Raw genomic sequence first — 23,213 nt, forward strand, 5'->3', positions numbered from 1 at the left:
GCAGAAATATTCCCTTCGACGGACATTTTACTCCTTTATGCAGACCCCATAACAATAGAATGCCTGCTATCTTTGACTAAAGTATGAAATCATTTAGAATCATTCTTAATTATTTTAAAAATAATTCACTATGGATACAAATAGAAATCAGGATATGGCAGACAACTTTCCACTCATCCAGGATAGCATTTATAATAACATCAAGATTGCCAATCCAAATGCAACGAAACATGATATTATTTTAGCCGCAGAAAAAGCGAAAGTCTTAGATTTCGCCTGGGAATTTCCAAAGGGGCTCGACACATGGATTGATGATAGCAGATATCCTTTATCCAGCATACAACAACAACAAATCCAACTGGCCCGTAAATTTTTAAGGGCATTGTCGTGATGACAATGCCCTCCTTATGCTATGCCGTGCAGCGTGCTGCGGTGGCATAACTATTTAATCACCTCAGTTAACTATAACCAGCCCTTTACGAGATCGTTATGTTTCCTGACCCATTCTTTTGCCGTAATTGCTTTGTTCTGGCTTCCCTGCATTTGTGACAACAAATCAGCCATTGTTGATTCATCAAAGTGGACTTTCGAGAAAAATCGGGCTAGCTCCGGCTGCTCAATGTTAAAGTCTCCCCGTGCAAAAATTTTAATTTGCTCGGCATCACCCAATGTCTTTTTGGGGTCATCCAAAAACTTCAATTTCATTTTAGCAAACATCCAATGCGGTTGCCAGCCAGCTACCACAATCCAACGTTTTGCTTTGATCGCGTTTTGCAATTCCGTGATCATAGCGACGGTAGATGAGTTCACATGCTTATAATCGAGGCTATAATCTTTGATCACCTGATCCACCGCACGTGTTATTCCAGCCCCCTTTTCTATACCAATGATCCTTCTATCAAACTCTTTTTCATGTTTTTTCAACTCTTCAATTCCATCAATTGTTACGTAATCCGGTACAACAAGTCCATTTCGCGCATGGTTATAACTCGTTCCAAGCTCTTCAATATTTGGGAATTTAGCCACTTTACTTCCATGGGTCAATGGCAGCCAGACATCCATATATAGATCTGTATCGCCATTGTTCATGGAGGCTAAGATCATATCTGGCGTAGCCCGCTGGATAACAACATGATACCCCTTTTCTTCCATAATAACTTTTGCGACCTCTGTCATTGCGACTCCTTCGGCCCAGCCATCGACCATACCGATATGAATAATATTTTTATTCCGGCCTGTGGTGCATGAAGCAAGCAATAACACCATCAGACACAACACCATACTTTTTATTTTCCTCATACTATGCTTTCTTTTTTACAAAGCCCTGCGTGATCCGATCCAAAATAATAGCGAGAATCACAACGGACAAACCGCTTTCAAAACCAAGACCAATATCCAAGTTGTTGATACCCTCAAGCACTTTTTCTCCCAAGCCACCAGCAGCAATCATTCCGGCAATAACAACCATCGATAGAGACAGTAATATGGTCTGATTGATCCCCGCTAAGATTGTTTTTGTAGCCAAGGGCAGCTCTACTTTAAATAAGATCTGACTATTGGTAGCTCCAAATGAACGCGCAGCTTCCACAATATCTTTTGGAACCGCATCAATCCCTAGAGTCGTCAAACGGACAGCAGGTGGCATAGCGAAAATAATGGTAGCAAAAGCTCCCGGGACTTTACCGATACTAAAAAATAACACCGCTGGAATCAAGTAAACAAAGGCAGGCATCGTCTGCATTAAATCAAGTAAGGGCCGAATGATTTTCGCTGCTAGTTTATTCTTCGCGGCCCACACGCCCAAAGGAACTGATATAACCAATGCTGTCAGTGTAGCTACCAATACCAGGGCCAAAGTCTCCATCGTTGCAATCCAAAATCCCATCAGATAGATCAATGTTAATCCCACCAATGTTGTCAATGCAACCCCTTTCCCAGATTTCCACCAGGCTAAACCTGTAAATAATGCGATGATAATAAAAAAAGGTATTGTTGTTAGCACCCATTCCAGTCCAATAATGGATGCATTCCCCGTATTTTTTATCAAGTTAAAAAATGGTTCTAAATGATCTGTCAGCCAATTGACGGCTACAGCAATGTATTGTCCTATATCGATTACTTTATTCATTTCTACTGATTATTTGCTTTCTCTTTTAATTCAATAATTTCTTCTTCATTATACTTAGTCGCTTCGATAATCAATGATGTCTGTGTTACGATCCCCAACAAACGATTATGTTCATTCACCACAGCGATTGGCGACCGGATCTCCGATATCAAGGGCAACATTTCTTCAACGGTCACCTCTTTTGATACAGTTGGAACGGTCGTATGTATAATGGATTCTACGGTAGGTTCCCTACGCTTTGCAGATTGAATGACTTCACTCATATGAACGAAACCAAGAAAAGTCTCATGAGCATCAACTACAGGGAGAATCTCAATTCCTGTCGACCGCATTTTACGTAGAGCCCCCTCAGGGCCATCTTTTTTGAAACGTACAACAGTAGGTTTCTCAAACATCAGTGAACCTGCCGAAATGATGGACTTGCGATCAACTTTTTCAACAAAGGCTTTAACATAGTCACTTGCTGGATTTGTCAAGATATCTTCCGCAGTACCGATCTGTTCGATGACACCATCTTTCATAATAGCAATACGATCGCCCAATTTGATTGCTTCATCGAGATCATGGGTAATAAAAACGATCGTTTTTTGTAAATTATCCTGCAACTCCAATAACTGATCTTGCATTTCTGTTTTAATCAGGGGATCTAGTGCTGAAAATGCCTCATCCATCAGTAATACTTCGGGATCATTGGCAAGTGCCCGAGCCAGTCCAACCCGCTGTTGCATACCACCAGATAACTGAGACGGTAACTGTTGCTCAAATCCGCTCAGTCCTACTACATCAAGTGCTTTCTGAGCTTTAGACTCCCGTTTTTCCCGTTCTTCCCCTCTTAGTTCTAAACCAAAAGCGGCATTGCTCAATACGGTGTGATGTGGCAACAGACCAAACTTCTGAAAGACCATACTCATTTCTGTCCTACGGACTTCAAGAAGATCTTTATTATTTTTCCCTGTAATATCCTCTCCATTGATAAATACCTTTCCTGATGTGGGTTCGTTCAATCGATTAAGACAACGGAGCAGGGTAGATTTCCCACTGCCTGATAGTCCCATTATAACAAAGAATTCACCCTCGAAGATTTCAAAATTAGCTTTGTTGATTCCGATCGTGCAATCTGTCTTTGCCAAGATCTCCTTTTTGGAGAAACCCTCATTTAGTAATTTCAAAGCTTGCTTCTTCTGTTTTCCGAAAACAAGTACCAAGTCTTCAACTTTTACTTTTACCTTGCTAGTTTTATCCATTCTTTAATTTTTTTAAACATAAATAAACCATAAGGGCATGAGTAACCCACTAAGGCCATACGCCTACGCTATTTTCTTACAAATAAAAATATCCCTACAGTTGAGTTCGTTTGATCGAAATCTTACTCGTACAGTTCAATCAACTTATTAACTAACATACTTTACTCTCGGTTCGGTAAGAGCAATGATGAAAAAGAAACTAATCTTTTAAAGACGAAATGCTCCATTCAAAAAGCATCTCCAAAATATACTTCAACAAGTATAACGAACAACCTAGGCTGTGCCAACGGCACAAAGCCATAGCGGAATAAACTCACGCCATTCTGTCTTTTGACAGTACAAAGGTACGAAAAATAAATTTAACGTCTTTTTCGGACCATATAAACCTATTTTACAACAACTTATAAAAATAAAAATGAGATCTGATTTTTTGAAGATAAAATCAGTAAACTTAGTAGCTAAACCAGCCGGTCTCGCAGCCCATATTGTACACATAATCCCTTTACCTTTTCCGCAAATGCCTGTCGATAATAGCTGGAAAGTTTACCGTCCGGACCAAACAATCGTTGGTATTTTTCCACGAGCTGTGGATAGTGTTTTTCAACCGCACGCATAACCAAAGTCCGATTATCACCAGGGTCAGAACCATATAATGCCAAGGTATCTCTCCGTTTTGTTTTGTTAAGAATGGATTTAGCAATTACACGCTGCATACGGAACTTTACGTTTAATGAAAATCTATCTTATAAAAACAGATTTTAACATCCTAAGTTAGTTCAAAATTACGACTAAGAGACAAAAAATAACTCCATAAAATTATTCGTTTAAATAAATTTCACAAAACTCCTTTCGGCTACATATTCCCTCAATTTGGCGATTTTTATTAGACGCGCTTTATGGAAGTTTGTATTACAAATACAAAGAAATATGACACAAAATACGCAAAGTAAAATCTGGTTTATCACGGGCAGTTCGCGCGGATTCGGGAAAATCTGGACAGAGGCAGCATTACAGCGGGGAGACAAAGTAATTGCTACCGCACGAAGACTCTCTTCCATCGCCTATCTCAATGAGAAATATGGAGACAACGTATTGACACTGGAATTGGACGTTACCGACACCGAAAAAGTAAAAACTGTTGTACAACAGGCATATGATCACTTTGGCCAGTTAGACATTGTCCTTAACAATGCAGGTTACTCTCTGGTTGGAACTATTGAGGAAGCTAGCATGGACGATATTCGAAAACAATACGAAACAAATATCCTTGGACCGGTAGCTGTCATTCAAGCTGTTTTACCATTATTACGTCAGCAAGGACATGGCCACATCTTAGGGACATCAAGTAGCCTAGGCCACGTTACACTGCCTGTAATCGGATACTATTGTTCCTCAAAATGGGCATTTGAAGCAATACACGAAAGTTTAGCGCTTGAGGTCAAAGCGTTTGGCATCAGAGTAACCATCATAGAACCCGGAGCCTATGCCACCGAATTTGGAAGTCAGGAATCACTACAATTTGCTGAAACATTAGATCCTTACCAAGATTTTAAAGCCCAATTTTTTACTGATTTAGGAAAAATGGAGAAAGGTGATCCGAATGCGACTCCAGCTGCAATCTTCAGTATTGTTGACACAGAAAATCCTCCCTTGCGGTTTAATCTAGGAAATGGAAACCTATCTTGGGTAAGTAGTGTATATGCCGAAAGGATTGCCACATGGAAAGAATGGGATACTGTTTCAGCACAAGCTCAAGGCGTTTCCAAGTAATCCCTATGTCAATAATTCATTCTCGTTTACATTATCGACTATTGTAAACGAGAATTATGTAAATTCAAAAATGAAAAAAGAACAAAAAGCTCTCCCAAAGATGGAATCCCTATCGGATATTCACCGTGCTTTTGGCCTTCCAACACCGGCCCACCCCTTGGTCAGCATGGTGAATGGCAGCACTCATCAGGTTATGCTCAACAATATTCCTCAACCGCATGTATTGAATTTTTACAAAATATCCTACAAACCGAGTGTTAAAGGAAAACTCATCTATGGACAAGGTTACTATGACTTTGACGAAGGTGGACTTCTGTTTGCCGCTCCAAATCAAATTATAGGAAACCACGGCGCAAATGAAGGCGAAGTATGCTCACAATATACCCTTTTGATACATCCTGATTTCTTTTGGGGATATCCCCTAGCAAAAAAAATAAAACAATACGGCTTTTTTTCTTATACCACAAATGAAGCCTTACATTTATCCGAAAAAGAAAAAGACCGAATTATTTCCATCTTCCGACACATCGATGAAGAATTAACTAGCCGAATCGATGACTTTAGTCAAGATGTGATTATTTCCCACATTGAATTACTTTTAAATTATGCCAACCGATTTTATAAAAGACAGTTTATCACACGAAAAGCGATTAACACGAACTTAATAGCCAAACTTGAGGAAATATTGGAAGCATATTTCTCTAACAATATTTCTACTAAACAAGGCATTCCAACGGTACAGTATCTTGCTGAACGCCTACACATTTCAGCCAGTTATTTAAGCGATATGCTCCGTTTGCAGACCGGTGAAAATACGCAACATTTCATCCATGATAAAATAATTGACAAAGCAAAAGAGAAATTATCCATCACAAACCTATCCGTAAGCGAAGTTGCTTACGACTTGGGCTTTGGCCATCCCCAATCATTTAACAAGTTATTCAAAGCGAAGACAAATATGTCTCCTTTGGCCTTCCGAAAATCTTTTCCCCAACCAAATAAGTAGGTAAATACGAGAAAAATAGGTGATATAGCACAAATAATTGCAAATATTTCATTTTCAATACCTAATAAAGGCATTTATTCCTTACCTTTATCCTATTGAAACAAAACTCAACCCCAGCCATGTTTATCGGCGCAGTCAAATGGTTCGACAATAACAAAGGATTTGGTACTCTTGCGTTACCTTCCGGAGAAGAACTCTTTGTGCATATACGCAGGTTTAAAGTTCCTCCAGAACATATTATTCAACCTGGAGAAGTTATTGTTGGCGACAAGAAACCCGACCCTAAAAGGAGCGGTTATCTCGCTCAGAACTGCAGGATTCTCAAAAGGCCCGAAGATTGGAAATTCGTCATCTCGCTCCTCGACAAAGAACACACCGTACTCCTCCCCGACAGCCACGGTCGAGAACAAAAGCATAACTTAACCTCATTAACAGCAAGACAACTTTTAAGAACCCAGCCCAGAGAACATATTGTGGCCATGCTGACCGCTAATTTTGATGTTCATTTTGATAGCTCAATTTTCATTTCCTATGCCGAATTGATCGACAAAAGCATTACTGGTGTTTTTGAGAAAGAAACCGCTTACGAGATACTTTCCAAAGTGTTCGATTACTTTGGGAAACATGTCTCGCATCAAATCCTATTTCGCGTATGGAAGGAAAGCATGTTTAGGTATATTGGCTATCCGGCAGAAGGCGACTACGAAATTCCTGAGCTTGTATTTAATCTGAATGCCACAGAAATCAATTGTGAGGATCTTGCCAGAATTAGCACCTACAGTTATGGAAAATCCTTTTGTACTGATTTTGTAAATGCACTATTTGACGATCTAGAAACAATGGATAAGCAAGATATCGAGCCGCTGCTTCCATATATCGAGTTCTTAGAGAATGAGGCGTCTATCGAAAAAATACAGACGTTGCTGCAAGAATAGCTTAAACTATTTAATCTCGTAAAATTAGCATGCAATCCGCCCTAATATAAATAAGCGAGATCAGACAAAGAATCTAAACTATTGATTATCCTTCGTATGATAATAATTCAATATCTACGAAGGATAAGTTCTTCACCTAAAATTCTCTTAGTGCGCTATAATTAAGAATGATTGATACCCATTCCACCGTCCAAAACAAAATCAGCGCCAGTGATGTAAGATGCATGATCACCACTCAGATAAACAACCATTTTAGCGACGTCTTCAGCTGTACCTATCTTTTTGAGTGGAGATTCTGCTGCCAACTTATTCCAAATATTTTCGACAGTCTGCTGGTCATAATTCTTGTTGAGAACATCCGTCCTAGTCGGACCCGGACTCACGGTGTTTACACGAATTTTACGGTCTGCAAGCTCCATTGCTGCTGTTTTGGCAAAGGAATTAACGGCCGCTTTACTCGCTTGATAAATCGAACTCGCTGGCATATTTAAGGTAGCTACATTAGAAGAAAGAATAACGACAGACGCACCATCGCGAAGAAGTGGAATAAACCTGCTCAATGTAAAATATGAGCCTTTTAAATTGATATCCATTACTGCATCAAAATTCGCTTCTGATGCTTCATCAATAAAACCTCCTTCACCTGTAATACCGGCGTTGATAAATAGGACATCTATATATCCAAACCGATCTTTTATTTCTTGAGCAAGTTTTTCAATATCCTGTAGTATAGCCTGATCCGCCACGTAGGCTGTTGCTCCTATCCGCTCAGCGGCTTGATCAATAGCTTGTTTTCTTCTTCCTGTAATAATAACTTGTGCCCCATTTTCCCTAAACTCCTTCGCTGTTGCAAAACCAATTCCACTATTCCCTCCTGTAACTAAGACGACTTTGTTTTCTAAATTTTTCATTGTTCTATTTTTTGACAAATATATCGGGTATTTGATATACATTTGATACCAGTATAATAGAGTATACCAAAATTACCATGGAAAGAAATCAAGTAGAAGAACTAAGGGCATTACAAGACACCCTGTATTTTATAGGTGGAAAATGGCGTATTCCCATTATCAATTCATTATGCAACGGTAATAAACGGTTTCGAGAAATTGAACGAAGTATCCCTGGGATCACCACTCGTATGCTGTCCAAAGAATTGAAAGATATGGAACTCAACAAGCTTGTTAGCAGAAAAGTCTATCCGGACAGTCCTGTGCTAATTGAATACCTACCGACTGCCTATTGCCGGACATTTGGTAATATCATCCAAGAAATGATTAACTGGGGCCGAGAGCACAGAAAGGTGATTATTGAAGAATCTGTAGAATAGACTGTTAAGATCTATTCTACAGATTTAAATCGAAGTGCAGTAAGACTGACTTTATCACCATCCCCTTCCACTAACGAAACAGTAATTTTGTAGCGCCCCGGAGCCTTAAATTTCATCCATCCCCAAGGGTACCAGTTATACACAGAAGAGGCCGCTTGCTGATTCTGTACGATCTCCCCAGCCGAGTTTTCGATCTTCCACACCACTCTCCCCTGCCCCGTATAATTGAGATCAATTTGATAATAGCCTGGCTTAACAATGTCTATAGCATACGTTAATTTACTTTGATCAGTCCATTGCCCTACTTGAACCACATGCTTCCATTCACCGAATTTTTCCATCCATGATTTTCCAGTTTTATTACATCCTTCAACTTCAGCAAAATCAACAGGCACAATTGTCTCCATCGCCGGATCAACACCTAACATCATATCAATAGCTGGTATCTCCTCCATAACAACTTCAATGACAGAAACCAATGGATCGGGAGCTACACCTGGCATATTGATTTTTAACCATTTTCCATCGAACGTGTAATTCAAGGACTTTTTGCCGTTGGAAGTTAAAAGGCTAATCGACTTTATCCCTTTTGTTAGGCCCGGAACAAACAACTTTCCATTGGCCGGCCAATGATAGACCAACAACGAAATCTTACGCCCCTGTACAGTAGCATCTCCCCAGGGTAAGGCATGCCCCCAAGGTGACGCCTGTGCGCCATAAACGGTCTCAGGATATTTCCGGATCCAGGCACCCGCACCGCGCAACGCTAAACTCGCTGGTTCTGGAATAGTCCCGTCTGGCTTGGGGCCGACATTTAACATATAAGTCCCACCTCGACCAACCGTCGACAATGTACGCAATAGGATCTCGCGAGCACTCTTCCAATTATTGTCGTACCAAGCATATCCCCAAGAATCGTTGGTTACATCCACTGCTTCCCAAAGACCTGGAACATTCTGCCGCGGTACTTCCATATCTCCTAAAGTAGAATAATCCCCGAGCCCGTGCCCAACTCGCCCTGACACAAATGCTCCGGGTTGATTTTTATGAACCAATTCAACAAGTTTTTGTGCATATTTCTTGTCCATTCCCCCAGGAGTATCGAACCAGACCAATTCTATCGGTCCATACTCAGTTGTAATCTGATTCACCTCAGGATAACATTTCTCCCAAAAATAATCATCAAATGTTTTCGGCTGACCAGCTGCATTCACCTTGGGGCCTCCATTTCCGCCAGGATAGGTCCAATCCTGATTTTGCGAATAATAGAACCCAAAACCAATTCCCCCCTCTTTACATGCTTTTGCGAGCTCAATCATTGGATCACGCTTAAAATCAGTAGCCTCAACAATATTAAAAGAATTCACCTTAGAATGAAACATCGAAAATCCATCGTGATGTTTACTTGTAATCACGATGTAACGCATTCCAGCATCTTTTGCAAGCTGCACAATAGCTTTAGCATCAAAATGATCTGGACGGAAAGAACCCGCAGCGGCCATATAGTCCGCAACAGGGATATTGGCCATACTCTTGTTCATGAGCCACTCCCCTATGCCATAAAACGTTTTTCCCTTCCAGGTATTTGCTAGCTGCGAATAGATTCCCCAATGGATAAACATCGCATATTTGCCTTCACGGAACAGTTTCCCTCTATTTTGGGCGATCGGTTTATTTCCCCCTTCACCATTCCACATTTGTTCCATCTGTTGCGCTGAAACCTGGTTCACAGTCAGCCCCGTCAGTGCTAGACAAAACAATATCTTTTTAACAGCTATTTTTAACATCTTAAACCTTGGGCAGATTATAACCATTATGATAAACTTTCGCTAGGTACTGGTCTGCATCCTTATCATTGAAACTGCGCTTTTGTTTGTCCCAGAACAATTTCTTTTTGGCCCGATAAGCAATATTTCCCATTTGTGAGAATATCGCGATATGTGCCCCAGCTTCTATCGGAGCATGTAAACCCTCAACGGATTTCTTTCTAACTGCTTCTACAAAATTAACCATATGCTTGTCCAATCCATTATCCTGTGAACGTTGAAAAGAGACAGCATCCATTCGCCCTTTCTCCGGGATAACTTCCCAGCCCTCGCGATTGACGACCAAGGTACCATTATTGCCAATGAAAGCAACTCCGTGAGTCTTTTCGTAAGGCCCCAAATCTATCCCTGTTGCCTGCTCCCATTGAACATTAAATCCATCAAACTCATATACCGTTGTTAAACTATCTGGAGTTTCAGCGGCATCGTCAGGATAAGCAAATTTACCGCCAGCAGCCATAACCGAAACAGGATCTGATACTTTCATTCCAATTAGCGCATAATCCAACATATGTACACCCCAATCGGTCATCAAGCCACCCGCATAATCCCAATACCATCTAAAATTGAAGTGAAAACGATTGGGATTAAACGCACGTTTTGGTGCTGGCCCTAGCCATTTATCATAATGTACTCCCGCAGGAACAGGAGCGTCAGCCTGAACCGGAATACTCTTCATCCAACCTTGATAAGCCCAAGCCTTAACAAGACGTATTTTCCCCAATTTTCCGCTATGAACAAAATCCATCGCATCTCTGAAATGTTGTTGGCTACGTTGCCACTGCCCAACCTGTACAACGCGCTTATGCTTCTTAGCAGCTGCAACCATAATTTCGCATTCCCGAATGGAGTTTCCAATCGGTTTTTCGACATATACATCTTTTCCGGCCGCAACAGCATCAACCATTTGCATACAATGCCAATGATCAGGTGTAGCGACAATAACAACATCAACGTCATTTGCTTTTAGGAGGTCTTTATAATCGATGTAAGTCTTCACATTAATATTGCGTTTCTTTAATTCCTCAGCTCGATTCCCCAAAACATTTTCATCGACATCACATAATGCCGTACACTGCACTCCTGGTACCTTCAAGATGGCGTTCAGATTGGACCAGCCCATTCCGTTTGTACCGATCAGCCCTACACGAACCGTATCAGCTTGAAAACCGAATACTTTCGTCTGTGCAAAAAGTGCTGATGCAGCCAATAGACTCGTATTTCGTATAAATTCTTTTCTCTTCATTGTTTAGTTTGGTTTATATTGATATTGTGTATTCATTACTAGGAAGACGATTATCTTGGGATCCCCCCTAGCGAGATTACTAATATAACATTTAGTCTTTAGGATGAAGAATATTAATCCAAACAAAATAGCTGAAATATAACACTTTGAATGCTGTAGATAATTTCTATATTTGTTAAAAACAAGCATAAAACCATGGGCCGAAGAACTTGTCTTTCTCCTCCAGCAAAATAATATAGCGCAATGTCAAACGAATAATGGCGTCCGATCAGGAGCAAATTCGGATGATATAAGGATTAACTATTTATTTAGCTTTTAAATTTCCCTTTTGGGAAAGACATTTTTTTATGAAAAAATCATATTTAGTACTTCATACCGCAGTACTGCTCGCAGGCTTCACCGGTGTTTTCGGCAAGCTAATTACCCTCAATCAAATACCACTCGTCTGGTTTCGGGTTTTACTCTCAACAATCATCTTATTCCTCGTTCTCAAATTATTCAAAATTGAGCGTTTAAAATCCACTAAAGATGTGTTTAAAATTGCGAAAGTCGGCCTATTAATCACCATCCACTGGATATTTTTTTATGGTAGCATCAAGTTTTCCAACATTTCCATTGGCGTGGTTTGCTATTGCCTAACCAGTTTTTTTACCGCTGTATTAGAGCCAATCATCAACAAGAAAAGATTTAGCGCAGCGCAGCTCATGTTAAGTATGCTGACATTGATCGGAATCAGTTTAATCTTTCATTTTGATAGCTCTTATCAACTTGGGATTATTTTGGGTGTAATTTCAACTATTTTTGCGGCTTTATATACCATTTACAACGAGCGACTAGTCAAACAATATGATAGTAAATTGCTCAATTTTTATCAGATGCTTAGTGGCACCATTGTATTGGGACTCGGACTGCCCATTTTCTATTATCTATTTCCCACCGAACGTTTTATACCGAGCTTTTCTGATGGGGTCTATTTAATCTTGCTGGCTTTATTTTGTACGGTTGGCCTCTATGTTCTTTTTGCTGAATCACTCAAGAAGCTATCTGCATTTACGGTCAATTTGAGTTTCAATCTCGAGCCCATCTATTCGATTATCATTGCTTTTTTATTCTTCAACGAAGGCAAACAAGTCAATGCTTCCTTCTATGTTGGACTCGCTCTTGTACTCGTTTCTGTTCTTCTCCAAACGATGCGCTCTATCAGAAAAAAAACTTAATAGTACCTTATTCCATAGGCAAAAATCGCATTGATTGCCTATGGAACCTCTATTTTAACATTAAGAAAAGAATTAATTTTCATCACATTTCTTAGGCAGATGGTGCCTTTGGCAGACTCGCAATATGTTGTCCGGCTTTCATGCCGGAGAAAATACATCCCCCCAAAAATGTACCTTCCAGTGCCCGATAGCCGTGCATCCCGCCACCACCAAATCCAGCCACCTCACCCACAGCATACAAGCCCTTTATCACCTCGTCATCCTTTGTTAGCACTTGTGCTTGGAGATTCGTTTTAAGACCACCTAAGGTTTTCCGGGTCAGTACATGGAGACGTACCGCAATAAGCGGTCCATTTTCCTGCGCCAGGATTTTATGAAGGGCTGCCACTCGGCCTAATTTATCACCACGGTAATTCCGTGTATTCCGGATGTAATTTACTTGCGTGTCCTTTGAAAACTTATTATCTACTTCCCGGTCACGCGCTTCAATTTGTGATTTAATTGCTTCATAGTCCAATAGATCCTCCCCTGTCAAACGATTCATACCGGCTACCAGATCCTTTAGATTGTCCGAAACAATAAAATCAGATCCTTTTTCCTTAAAAGCCTCAACGGGCCCGGGCGCATTTTTCCCAAAAATGCGCTTCAAAAATAAGCTGTAATCCTTGTTGGTAATATCTGGATTCTGTTCTGAACCCGAAAGAGCAAACTCTTTTTTGATAATCTTCTGCGTCAAAATAAACCAGGAATAAGAAAAGCCTGTCTCTTGCAGGTGCTTGAGTGTACCCAAGGTATCAAATCCAGGCAAATAAGGAGCAGGAAGTCTGTTGCCGCGGGCATCAAACCACAATGAAGAGGGCCCAGGCAAGATACGGATGCCGTGGTTAGGCCATATTGGATTCCAATTTTCAATCCCTTCCGTATAATGCCACATGCGATCGCGGTTTATCATATGAGCCCCAACCTCTTCCGCAATTCCGAACATTTTTCCATCGACATAGGCGGGAACACCTGAAATCATTTGTGCCGGCGCTTTCCCTAATCGTTCAGGCCAATTTTCACGTACCAATTGATGATTTGCGCCGATCCCTCCAGAAGCAATAACGACCTGATCTGCATAATATTCAAACGCTGCAAGAATAGTTCTGTTGGTTGCAACACCCCTAGCTTTGTTATCATCTTCCAAAACATCGCCCGCAATTCCAATGACCGTGCCATCTTGCGTTAGCAATTTTGTCACGCGATGTCGAAAACGAAACTGCAGAAGACCTTTTTCCTGCGCAGCATAAGCTTTATCCACAAAAGGTTTCACAACTCCGGTTCCGGTCCCCCAACTGACATGAAATCTAGGCACAGAATTACCATGCCCCGAGGCCGAACCATCACCGCGCTCTGCCCAACCGACCATAAACATCAACTTTATGCCAAGCTTAGCAATGTAGGCCGACTTTTCTTCCGTTGCAAATTTCAAGTAGGCCTCAGCCCATTGTCGTGGCCAATAATCCTCCTCGCGGTCAAATCCGGCAGTCCCCATCCAATCCTGTCGGGCTAGTTCATAAGAATCCTTGATACCCATGAGACGTTGTTGCGGCGAATTGATAAGAAAAAGTCCCCCGAAGGACCAATAGGCCTGCCCCCCTAGATTTTCTTCCGTTTCCTGATCTACAAGAAGCACTTTCTTACCAGCATTGGTGACTTCCATTGCTGTCGTAAGTCCTGCCAAGCCAGCTCCAATGATAATCACGTCAGGTTTAAATTGTTCTACTTTTTGCATCGTTATCCTTTTGCTCAACTGCTTATTCCAATAAAAATGGTATTGATCGCCTTCGAAAAGACTTACTGCATGACATAAATTTACTAGTTTATACAGGAATGAGCAAGAAAAACTTAGCTATAACTGTTCAAGCTTTCCCTAAAAAAACACCTAATGATATATCATAAAAATAATAGAATAACCTAATTTAAATTATTTTAATAATAAAAATAAGGGTTATAACTTTGTGCTATCAATCATTAAAATAATAATAAGCGCCATTTCGAACAGATTTATTTGGTAAAAAAGGCGCATTAGCGTAATAAATAATTTTAATAGGAAACATAAAAAAATAAAAAAATGGAATACAGAAAATTAGGAAAAACAGATTTAGAATTATCAGCAATTACTTATGGAGCTTTCGCCATTGGTGGCAACATGTGGGGCGGAAATGAAAAGAAAGATTCTATTGATTCTGTAAAAGCATCGATCGACAATGGTGTCACTACATTGGATACAGCCCCTTTTTATGGATTTGGTTTAAGTGAAGAAATGATCGGTGCGGCAATTCAGGGTTACGATCGGACCAAAATACAGCTATTGACCAAATTTGGTTTGGTATGGGACAGTAGTAACCAAGGAAAAGGTGAATTTTTCTTTGATGCAGAAGAAGCTGGTAAAACTATTCCAGTTTATAAATATTCGTCAAAAACTAGTGTAATTCATGAAGTAGAGAATAGCCTAAAACGCTTACGCACGGACTACATCGATCTACTTCAGATTCACTGGCCAGATAGCACGACCCCGATTTCGGAAACGATGGAAGCCTTGGATCTTCTTTTACAACAAGGTAAGATCCGTGCCGCCGGCGTCAGCAATTATAGTGTCGATCAAGTTTCAGAAGCACGGAAGAACCTCAACATTGCGAGTAATCAAGTTGGTTACAGTATGTTGAACCGAGGTATCGAACAGGACCTTGTTCCTTACGCAAAGGAAAATGATCTAGGGATCATTGTATATAGCCCTATGGAGCGCGGTTTATTAACCGGTAAATATTTTAACACAGGTAAATTAAAAGAAAGCGATCACCGCAATGGTTATTTCCAACAATTTGATCTGGCCAAGGTAAAGACCTTCTTGGATACCATCAGTCCAATTGCCACTAACAAAGGTGTAACGCTTTCTCAATTGGTATTACGCTGGACCAGTCTACAGCCTGCGATCACTGTGGTTTTAGCAGGTGCCCGAAATGCAGAGCAGGCCATAGCAAATGCTCAAGCCATCGATATCACGCTTACCGTCGAAGAACTATCATTTATCGATCTTGCATTGGCGAAAATTTAATATTCAGACCTGAAAATATTTATTCAATTGCCAGTACTTCCTACGGGCGTACTGGCATTAAGAACATTACAAGGGTATGTCCTCAAATAAAATACTGCACATAGGTTACCACAGTCATCACATGGTATGATCTAGCTTATGGTAAGAGCGACGAAAACATTATTGCCTTATTGTCGAAAAGTCATCGATAATCTTCATTAATACAACAGCCTCCTCAATCGGAGATGGATTAGGCCCGATGCCGCTGAAATAATCTACTGTGCGCGAAATCATTGGCAATTGAATATTTTCAGGATGATCAAATAGGAATTCCTTCTCGCCATCTCTTGTTTTGATAACAACTGAATTTCCAAAAATAGAAAAAGTAATATGCCCGAGGCTTCCTACAATTTCAACCTTATCTACTTGGTTTTCTTTGGCAACATTAAAACTCCAAGTTCCATTAAAGACAAGCTGATTTTCAAACAAAATGGTCCCTGTTGTCTGATCAGCTACAGCACTTTCTTTATCTTGAATCAAGCTAAAACCATGATATGAAACCGGCATTCCAAAAAAATAGATCATCAAATCCAATTGATGTGGGGCTAAATCAAAGAAATAACCTCCCCCCGAAACGGCAGGGTCAGTACGCCAATCTCCGGCACCTTTAGTCACCAAGTCGGGGGTTCTGCTTTGCCATAAACGCAATTGGACTGTCCTTAATTCGCCAATTTCACCACTTTCAACAAGTTCTTTAACTTTTAGAAACAAAGGCAATTGCCGCCTATAATGTGCAACAACCAACTTTCCGTCACTTTCTTTTACTTCCTGCAATAATGTTTCTGCTTCTATCGCATTTAACGTAACGGGCTTTTCAACATAAACAAACTTCCCTTTACGCAAGGCAGATAGCGCATATGCGAGATGAGAAGATGGTGGCGTTGCAACATAAATTGCATTGAGATCGATATTATCGAGCAAATCGTCCGCATCTGAATACCACAAGGGGACTTGATGTCGAGTAGCATAATCAGCAGCTTTCACCGCATCTCTTCGCATTACAGCCAATAGCTGACTATTATTTATCCGATTAAACGCTGGTCCGCTTTTTTTTTCCGTGACATCACCACAGCCGATGATACCCCATACAATTTTAGGATTATCCATAAGTATATTCAAATTATCGTTAAAATTCTGACCAATAATCCCGATATCTGGCCAGAATTACAGTATATACATCGAAGTACTGGTCTGATTTCTTAGGGCTTTTCACGGCCCACAAATCGGTTTTTACCCAAAAGAAAACCCATTGCTTTTTCAATATTTTTTCTTCGACTATCCGCCGTTTTTAAGGAAGAAATATAGCGGATAATTTCCTTTTGCTTCGATGGAGACAATCCATCGAATACCTGCAGAGCTTCCTTATTTAGTGCAAATGCTGCTTCGAGTTCGGGGTGGGGTAAAATAGTCCGGTCTTCAGGATCAAAAGCGATTGTTACGGCTAAGGTCTCCCCGATTCGTTTCGGCGAATTCGACAATATAACCGTATTAATGTACAGTCTCCACTCCCCCTTAAACCGCAGCAACGTCTGAACATAATCCTTTTCATTCACTTTTCCTTTCACAGGAATATATCCTTTGTTTATTCCTGCATCCTTGAATAGGTTTTCCAGAATATCCGTAGGAACATAAACAAAAGGATTGATACCAATAATTTCCAATTGTGCTTCGAAGGCAAACATGATATGATCAATTAGGTGACTAATTATGCTTCAGAATAGTATCTATATGCGTCAATTCATCCGCCGTAAAGTCCAGCCTGTCCAGGGCCTTGAGCGAATCAACCAGCTGTTCACTATTTCTTGCCCCCACCAAAACTGAGCTTACGCGTTCATCTTTCAACAACCATGCAATTGCCATTTGCGCCAATGTTTGACCTCTTTGTATCGCAAGATTATTCAACCGGTCGATCTTCTCCATTAATTCTGCAGTGATCATTTCACTTTTCAAAAAATGCTCTTTCGAAGCGCGTGAATCTGCCGGAATACCCCCGAGGTATTTGTTGGTCAGCAGTCCCTGTGCCAAAGGAGAGAAAGCGATCGCTCCGATTCCTTCTGCCTGCAGCACATCCAAAAGTCCCTCCTCAGGTGTCCGCACCAGCATCGAATACTTAGGCTGATGAATAAGGCATGGTGTCCCCATTGCACGCAATAACGCTGCAGCTTTCTGAGCAAGATCAGGAGGATAATTGGACAAACCTACATAGCAGGCCTTTCCTTGATGAACAATATCTCGCAATGCTGCCATTGTCTCTTCCAACGGTGTATTCGGATCCGGTCGATGATGGTAAAATATATCCACATAATCGAGCTTCATCCGTTTTAAGCTCTGATGTAAGCTGGCCATCAAATATTTACGACTTCCCCAATCACCATAAGGACCTGGCCACATGGTATATCCTGCTTTGGTAGAAATAAGTAGTTCATCACGATAGCCCACAAAATCGGCATGCAATATATTCCCAAAGTTTTCTTCTGCACTTCCTGGGGGCGGTCCATAATTATTGGCAAGGTCAAAATGGGTAATCCCACGATCGAAAGCCGTAATTAAAGTGTTCCGAAATACAGCTTGAATATCAGTTTCACCAAAATTTTGCCAAAGCCCCAATGAGATGGCAGGTAAGAAAACACCGCTCTTCCCGCAGCGTCTATAGGGCATATGTTGATATCGATTTGGATTGAATGTCACGTTACAAAGTTTATACCTGCAAAATACAAAACTATTTCCAACAGTGCAGCGTATTTCCCGATTTCGCCTTCTTTCGCAAACCTCCTTTTAACATCATATCATTTAACAGCAGGTCATGTTTTAACACCCTATCGATTAACAACAGATCATGTTAACCTTAGGAAAACAGGCTTCAATGAATAATTCTTTTTGCATAGAAACGTATTTATATTGCATATAAAAAGCAATTTATCTAAGTTTGATGATATCCAAAAATTAAGGCAATTAATTAGACATAACATGATCAGCAGGTTTTTCAGAAAATTTTATTTACATATTGTCATCTGGACTATACTAATGCTGTTACCCTTTATAACTTACCTCTACCAACCCGATAAAATCGCGGATTTCAAAGCATATTCAGCATTATCGCATTTAGTAAATATCGTATTCCTGGCTGCTAATTTTTACTTGCATTGCTATGTTGTTGCACCTACCTATTTTTTCGGTCGCAGAAAGATTTTTGTGCTATTAATCGCACTTGGATTTGCCACATACGTGGTGCTCAACTACATCATAGTCTATTTCAATCCAGATGGAGAACTTGCCCATTTGACCAAAGAGAATATTCTTTTTGTGCGTTTGGTGATTGGCCCCGGTATCATTTATTCCCTTTGTATGATTACTTCATCCATGATCTTTCTCTATGATGAACAAGCCCGACAAAAGGAGCTCAACAAACAGATCGCGCTTGAAAAAACAACGGCAGAACTAACGATGTTAAAACTTCAGATCAGCCCGCATTTCCTATTCAATACACTTAATAATATCCGTTGGCTCATTCGTAAACAATCACCAGATTCAGAAGACACTATTGTTAAGTTATCCGAAATGCTACGCTATATACTTTACGAAGTAGACGGCCCCAAAGTCGAACTTTTTAAAGAGATCGACCATATGCGCAATTTTATTGCCTTACAGACCCTTCGTCTTCCTATTAAAGGAAATGTAGCACTTGATATTGAAAATACGGTCAAAAACAGAATGATCCCCCCATTACTCTTCATACATTTTGTGGAAAATGCATTCAAGTATGGTGTGGATAGCAAAACAGCTCCACAGATACAGTTTCAATTTCAGGAAACTCCAGGTGGCATTATCTTTATATCCCGCAATAGAATCTTACAACATACAGAACCACGCCCAAACGAAGGGATAGGACTGACCAATGTACGCAGACGATTACAATTATTGTATCCCAATCGACATGACCTCAAAATCAGAAAAACCGACGTTGGAGATTTCGAAGTAACCCTCAAACTGATGACCGATGAAGATTAAATGTATACTTATTGATGATGAACCCTTCGCGCTCAATATCCTCGAAGACGACTTGTTAAATTTTGAGCAAATCGAAGTAACAGGTAAATTTAATGCGACGGCCGAAGCGGAAGAGTATTTAAGAGATCACGCTATCGATCTGATTTTTCTGGATATTGAAATGCCCGATCAATTGGGCACGCAGTTTATTCGCGAACTCGCTCCCCGCCCCCTAGTTATCTTCACCACGGCCTATCACCAATATGCTGTCGAAGGTTTCGAACTAAATGCCATTGATTATCTGCTTAAGCCGATCTCAAAAGAACGACTCGCTGCTGCAGTCCGAAAAGTGGAAGAGGGCATGCTGCTCCGTGCAAAGCAGACTCCTGAACAAGACCATATTATGGTCAATGTAGAATACAAAAAGACGAAAATTTTTCTTCACGAAATCAGTTACATAGAAGGTTTGAAAGACTATGTTAAAATATACCTGGTAGACCGTGAATCACCGCTTCTTACACGTAGCAATTTACGTGGAATGGAAAAAATATTACCGATCGCAGACTTTTTACGTATACATAATTCCTTTATTGTCAATAAAAATCGTATTGGGCAGGTGTCTCAAAACAAACTTACTTTACCCGAAGCCGCCCTTCCTATTGGTAAAAAATATATCAAAAATATCGAACAGTTTATATAATGTACCGAATCGTATCGTTATAATTATCCATTCGTCTACACATTCGCCACTTCGGTCTACAGATGATTGCATAGCTAAAAAATCCTTTTCAAATTTGTGTACTATCATACAGCCTAATCCGCATAGAAGATAGTATAGCAAAGAAACAATGAAAAGAATTATAGCAATAGCGCTAATGGCAACTGCGGTTGCTTCTGTACACGCTCAAGCCCCTGCAGGCGGCCGTCCTGCTTTCACCATGTCTGAAGGCCAGATATCGGGTCAGATTGTAGACGGTGAGGGGAAACCTATTTCGCAAGCTTCCGTGAATTTATTGAAGGTCGTCAAAGACCAAACTACAGGTAAAGAAAGGGAAATTCTCGTAAAAAGTACCAGTTCATCGGAAAATGGAAAATTCAATTTCCCTGGTATTTCACCAAAAGAAAAATGGAAGCTAAAAATTAGCTCTGTCGGGTATACGTCAATCGATCTTGCTGTAGACTATAGCGATAGCAAAACAGCAGCTAAAGATCTTGGAGCGATCAAACTGGACAATGACACGCGTAAACTCGATGAAGTCACTGTTACGGGCCGCAAAGCACTACTCGAAATGGACATCGACAAAAAAGTCTTCAATGTAGAGAAAAATATCGTTGCAGCTGGAGGTACCGCCATCGATGTACTCCGAAATATGCCTTCTGTACAAGTAGATATCGACGGAAACGTAAAACTGAGAAATGCAGCCCCTACAATTTTTGTCGATGGAAAACCTACAACACTCACCCCCGACCAGATTCCTGCCGATGTGATCGATAAAATCGAAATTATCACAAATCCTTCCGCCAAATATGATGCTTCGGGAAGTATGGCCGGTATCCTCAACATTATTCTGAAGAAAAATAAGAAAGCTGGATACAATGGTATGGTCACCTTAGGTGGAGACCGCTTTGGTGGAACCAACTTTATGGGTAGTTTAAATCTGCGTCAAAATAAATTCAACATCTCACTGACGGGAATGAATATGCGCATGCGGACCAACACCGAGGGCGACAGCCACCGTACCAGTACAATTAATGGCATAGAATCAACAGTAGATCAAGATATTGAAGGCAAAACAAAAGGTATGATTACCTTTGGCCGACTCGGCGTAGATTACGACTTAAGTCCCAAAACAACGCTATCTGTAGCCGGCGTATTGGTTCAGGGTAAATTTAAGCCAAATGAGAACTCGTCGATCTTAACCACCTCTAGCAACATCGAATCACGCAGCGATCGGATTTCCGAATCTGAAAGAAGCTTTAAGCCACGCGGGTTGCAGGCAGGTCTTGTTCAAAAATTCAAAACTGAAGGCGAAGAATTATCTGTCGATTTCAATTATTTTGGCGGTAACAACACATCCAATGGTTTATACACCACCAATTACCGCAATGCAAGCAGGGAAATCAGCGGAACTCAAATCCAAAAAAACATCGGTTCCGGTGACAATAAGTTCATGACTGTGCAGGCAGATTATGTCAAACCATTCAAAAATGGCATGAAACTCGAAACTGGTGTGCGTGCACAGATCAATAAACTCAAAAATCTCAATAATAATTCCTTAAAAGCAGTGGACAAAGATGATTTTGAGAATATCACCGCAGCTTCAGCGAACTATAACAATAAGAACAGCGTCTATGCAGCCTATGCCTCAATTGGAGGAAACCTCAAAGACTGGGTATCCTATAAAGTTGGGCTGCGCGCAGAAAGCTCAACTTACGACGGTGAACTTTTGAATACAAACGAAAAGTTCCACAACAAGTATCCCCTTAGCTTATTTCCTTCTTTGTTCTTGAGCAAAAAGCTAACCGAAAAAGACCAAATACAGATGAGCGTAACCCGTCGTGTCAACCGCCCGAACTTCTTTCAGCTCATCCCATTTGTTGATTACACGGACAGCTTGAATATTACACGCGGTAACCCTGACCTTGTTCCTGAATTCACAACATCCGGCGAACTTTCCTACAGCCGTACACATGGAAAAGGTACATTTTTGGCAACGGTATACTATAAACGCACAAACAATCTAATTACACGTTACCTGACACAGGAAGTCAATCCAGTCACGAACAAAATGGATTTCATTAATACCTATATCAATGCAAATTCCAGCAAGAATTATGGGGCAGAATTTACTTATACCAATAATCTCAAAAAATGGTGGGATCTGACTGCAGACCTTAACTTCTATAATTCCAAAATTGAGGTGGATGAGAAAACGCCTTCGGAAGGTATGTGGACAGTATTTGGAAAATTGAACAATACATTCAACTTACAGAAAAACTGGAATCTACAGCTAGCGTTTGAATATCAAGGCAAAACAAATATGCCAGTTACGCAGGGTCAAACATTCGGTCCACCAATGAACCAGGCGCAAAGCTCTTCACAAGGCTATATCAAACCATTCTATGGTATCGACTTTGCCATTAAGAAAAGCTTCTTGAAAAATCAGGCTGCCTCAGCAACATTGGCAATCAATGATATCTTCCGAACACGTGGCAATACCATTGTTTCATCGGGTGAAGGATTCTCTCAAACCTATTATCGACTGTCGAATCCACAGTTGATCAAATTGAATCTTTCCTACCGTTTTGGAAAAATGGATATGAATATGTTTAAGAAAAACAAAAACCAGAATTCAATGGAAGGCATACAAATGCAATAACATGTGGA

General features: G+C 40.5%; 21 protein-coding genes. 10 read left to right on the forward strand and 11 right to left on the reverse strand.

The features are described from left to right. Positions 1–130: 130 nt before the first annotated feature. Positions 131–391, forward strand: coding sequence for a hypothetical protein (locus GVK91_RS07660; protein WP_046675378.1), 261 nt, complete (start codon positions 131–133; stop codon positions 389–391). A gap of 71 nt (positions 392–462) precedes the next feature. Here GVK91_RS07660 and GVK91_RS07665 read toward each other — a convergent pair whose 3' ends face one another. The 4 genes from GVK91_RS07665 to GVK91_RS07680 form a co-directional block, all read right to left on the reverse strand. Next, the gene (locus tag GVK91_RS07665) at positions 463–1,299 is read right to left on the reverse strand and encodes a glycine betaine ABC transporter substrate-binding protein (RefSeq protein WP_159727730.1); all 837 of its coding nucleotides are present in this window, start codon (positions 1,297–1,299) and stop codon (positions 463–465) included. A gap of 1 nt (position 1,300) precedes the next feature. Continuing rightward, positions 1,301–2,128, reverse strand: coding sequence for a proline/glycine betaine ABC transporter permease (locus GVK91_RS07670; protein ID WP_075993479.1), 828 nt, complete (start codon positions 2,126–2,128; stop codon positions 1,301–1,303). A 2-nt stretch (positions 2,129–2,130) separates the two neighbouring features. Beyond that, complete coding sequence (locus GVK91_RS07675; protein WP_159727732.1) at positions 2,131–3,372, reverse strand: glycine betaine/L-proline ABC transporter ATP-binding protein; 1,242 nt, start codon at positions 3,370–3,372, stop codon at positions 2,131–2,133. A 458-nt stretch (positions 3,373–3,830) separates the two neighbouring features. Beyond that, positions 3,831–4,085: a hypothetical protein gene (locus tag GVK91_RS07680; RefSeq protein ID WP_159727734.1), complete on the reverse strand. Its 255-nt coding sequence runs from the start codon at positions 4,083–4,085 to the stop codon at positions 3,831–3,833. Positions 4,086–4,299: 214 nt separating this feature from the next. On the opposite strand from GVK91_RS07680, the gene GVK91_RS07685 reads away from it, so the two are divergent. From GVK91_RS07685 to GVK91_RS07695, 3 genes are all read left to right on the forward strand, one after another. Continuing rightward, positions 4,300–5,142 (forward strand): SDR family NAD(P)-dependent oxidoreductase, encoded by an 843-nt coding sequence (locus GVK91_RS07685; RefSeq protein ID WP_153845779.1) that lies wholly within the window; start codon positions 4,300–4,302, stop codon positions 5,140–5,142. 70 nt (positions 5,143–5,212) lie between these two features. Further along, entirely contained in the window at positions 5,213–6,148 is a 936-nt protein-coding gene (locus tag GVK91_RS07690; protein WP_159727736.1) for an AraC family transcriptional regulator, read from the forward strand. A gap of 95 nt (positions 6,149–6,243) precedes the next feature. Then, complete coding sequence (locus GVK91_RS07695; RefSeq protein WP_159727738.1) at positions 6,244–7,083, forward strand: cold-shock protein; 840 nt, start codon at positions 6,244–6,246, stop codon at positions 7,081–7,083. Between the two features lie 161 nt (positions 7,084–7,244). On the opposite strand, the gene GVK91_RS07700 is transcribed toward GVK91_RS07695, so the two are convergent. Continuing rightward, a complete protein-coding gene (locus GVK91_RS07700; protein ID WP_159727740.1) occupies positions 7,245–7,994 on the reverse strand; it encodes an SDR family oxidoreductase in 750 nt (249 codons plus the stop codon). Positions 7,995–8,071: 77 nt separating this feature from the next. On the opposite strand from GVK91_RS07700, the gene GVK91_RS07705 reads away from it, so the two are divergent. Further along, entirely contained in the window at positions 8,072–8,413 is a 342-nt protein-coding gene (locus GVK91_RS07705) for a helix-turn-helix domain-containing protein (RefSeq protein WP_159727742.1), read from the forward strand. 11 nt (positions 8,414–8,424) lie between these two features. On the opposite strand, the gene GVK91_RS07710 is transcribed toward GVK91_RS07705, so the two are convergent. Both GVK91_RS07710 and GVK91_RS07715 read right to left on the reverse strand, forming a co-directional pair. Next, the gene (locus GVK91_RS07710) at positions 8,425–10,200 is read right to left on the reverse strand and encodes an alpha-L-fucosidase (protein WP_200845553.1); all 1,776 of its coding nucleotides are present in this window, start codon (positions 10,198–10,200) and stop codon (positions 8,425–8,427) included. Position 10,201: 1 nt separating this feature from the next. Beyond that, positions 10,202–11,485: a Gfo/Idh/MocA family protein gene (locus tag GVK91_RS07715; RefSeq protein WP_153845774.1), complete on the reverse strand. Its 1,284-nt coding sequence runs from the start codon at positions 11,483–11,485 to the stop codon at positions 10,202–10,204. Positions 11,486–11,832: 347 nt separating this feature from the next. Here GVK91_RS07715 and GVK91_RS07720 point away from each other — a divergent pair, with 347 nt between their 5' ends. Next, positions 11,833–12,702, forward strand: a complete 870-nt coding sequence (locus GVK91_RS07720; protein WP_153845773.1) for a DMT family transporter — start codon at positions 11,833–11,835, stop codon at positions 12,700–12,702. A 91-nt stretch (positions 12,703–12,793) separates the two neighbouring features. Here GVK91_RS07720 and GVK91_RS07725 read toward each other — a convergent pair whose 3' ends face one another. After that, positions 12,794–14,476 carry an FAD-binding dehydrogenase gene (locus tag GVK91_RS07725; RefSeq protein ID WP_159727744.1) on the reverse strand — a complete coding sequence of 561 codons (1,683 nt, stop codon included), beginning with the start codon at positions 14,474–14,476 and terminating at the stop codon, positions 12,794–12,796. A gap of 339 nt (positions 14,477–14,815) precedes the next feature. Here GVK91_RS07725 and GVK91_RS07730 point away from each other — a divergent pair, with 339 nt between their 5' ends. Continuing rightward, the gene (locus GVK91_RS07730) at positions 14,816–15,799 is read left to right on the forward strand and encodes an aldo/keto reductase (protein ID WP_153845771.1); all 984 of its coding nucleotides are present in this window, start codon (positions 14,816–14,818) and stop codon (positions 15,797–15,799) included. A gap of 159 nt (positions 15,800–15,958) precedes the next feature. Here the strand turns inward: GVK91_RS07730 and GVK91_RS07735 are convergent, their stop codons facing one another. The 3 genes from GVK91_RS07735 to GVK91_RS07745 form a co-directional block, all read right to left on the reverse strand. Next, entirely contained in the window at positions 15,959–16,945 is a 987-nt protein-coding gene (locus GVK91_RS07735) for a Gfo/Idh/MocA family protein (RefSeq protein WP_159727746.1), read from the reverse strand. A gap of 92 nt (positions 16,946–17,037) precedes the next feature. After that, positions 17,038–17,520: a YdeI/OmpD-associated family protein gene (locus GVK91_RS07740; protein ID WP_159727748.1), complete on the reverse strand. Its 483-nt coding sequence runs from the start codon at positions 17,518–17,520 to the stop codon at positions 17,038–17,040. Positions 17,521–17,539: 19 nt separating this feature from the next. Beyond that, positions 17,540–18,496 (reverse strand): aldo/keto reductase, encoded by a 957-nt coding sequence (locus GVK91_RS07745; protein ID WP_153845860.1) that lies wholly within the window; start codon positions 18,494–18,496, stop codon positions 17,540–17,542. 309 nt (positions 18,497–18,805) lie between these two features. Between GVK91_RS07745 and GVK91_RS07750 the strand changes: the two genes are divergently transcribed. The 3 genes from GVK91_RS07750 (at position 18,806) to GVK91_RS07760 (ending at position 23,205) form a co-directional block, all read left to right on the forward strand. After that, on the forward strand, positions 18,806–19,846 hold the full coding sequence (locus tag GVK91_RS07750) for a sensor histidine kinase (RefSeq protein ID WP_153845768.1): 1,041 nt from the start codon (positions 18,806–18,808) through the stop codon (positions 19,844–19,846). Next, positions 19,836–20,525, forward strand: coding sequence for a LytTR family DNA-binding domain-containing protein (locus tag GVK91_RS07755; protein ID WP_153845767.1), 690 nt, complete (start codon positions 19,836–19,838; stop codon positions 20,523–20,525). Before GVK91_RS07750 ends, GVK91_RS07755 begins: the two co-directional genes overlap by 11 nt. A gap of 148 nt (positions 20,526–20,673) precedes the next feature. Beyond that, positions 20,674–23,205 carry an outer membrane beta-barrel family protein gene (locus GVK91_RS07760; RefSeq protein ID WP_159727750.1) on the forward strand — a complete coding sequence of 844 codons (2,532 nt, stop codon included), beginning with the start codon at positions 20,674–20,676 and terminating at the stop codon, positions 23,203–23,205. Positions 23,206–23,213: the final 8 nt, after the last annotated feature.

It is taken from the genome of Sphingobacterium sp. 18053 (genome assembly GCF_902706145.1).
In the GTDB taxonomy this organism is placed as follows: Bacteria; Bacteroidota; Bacteroidia; order Sphingobacteriales; family Sphingobacteriaceae; genus Sphingobacterium; species Sphingobacterium paramultivorum.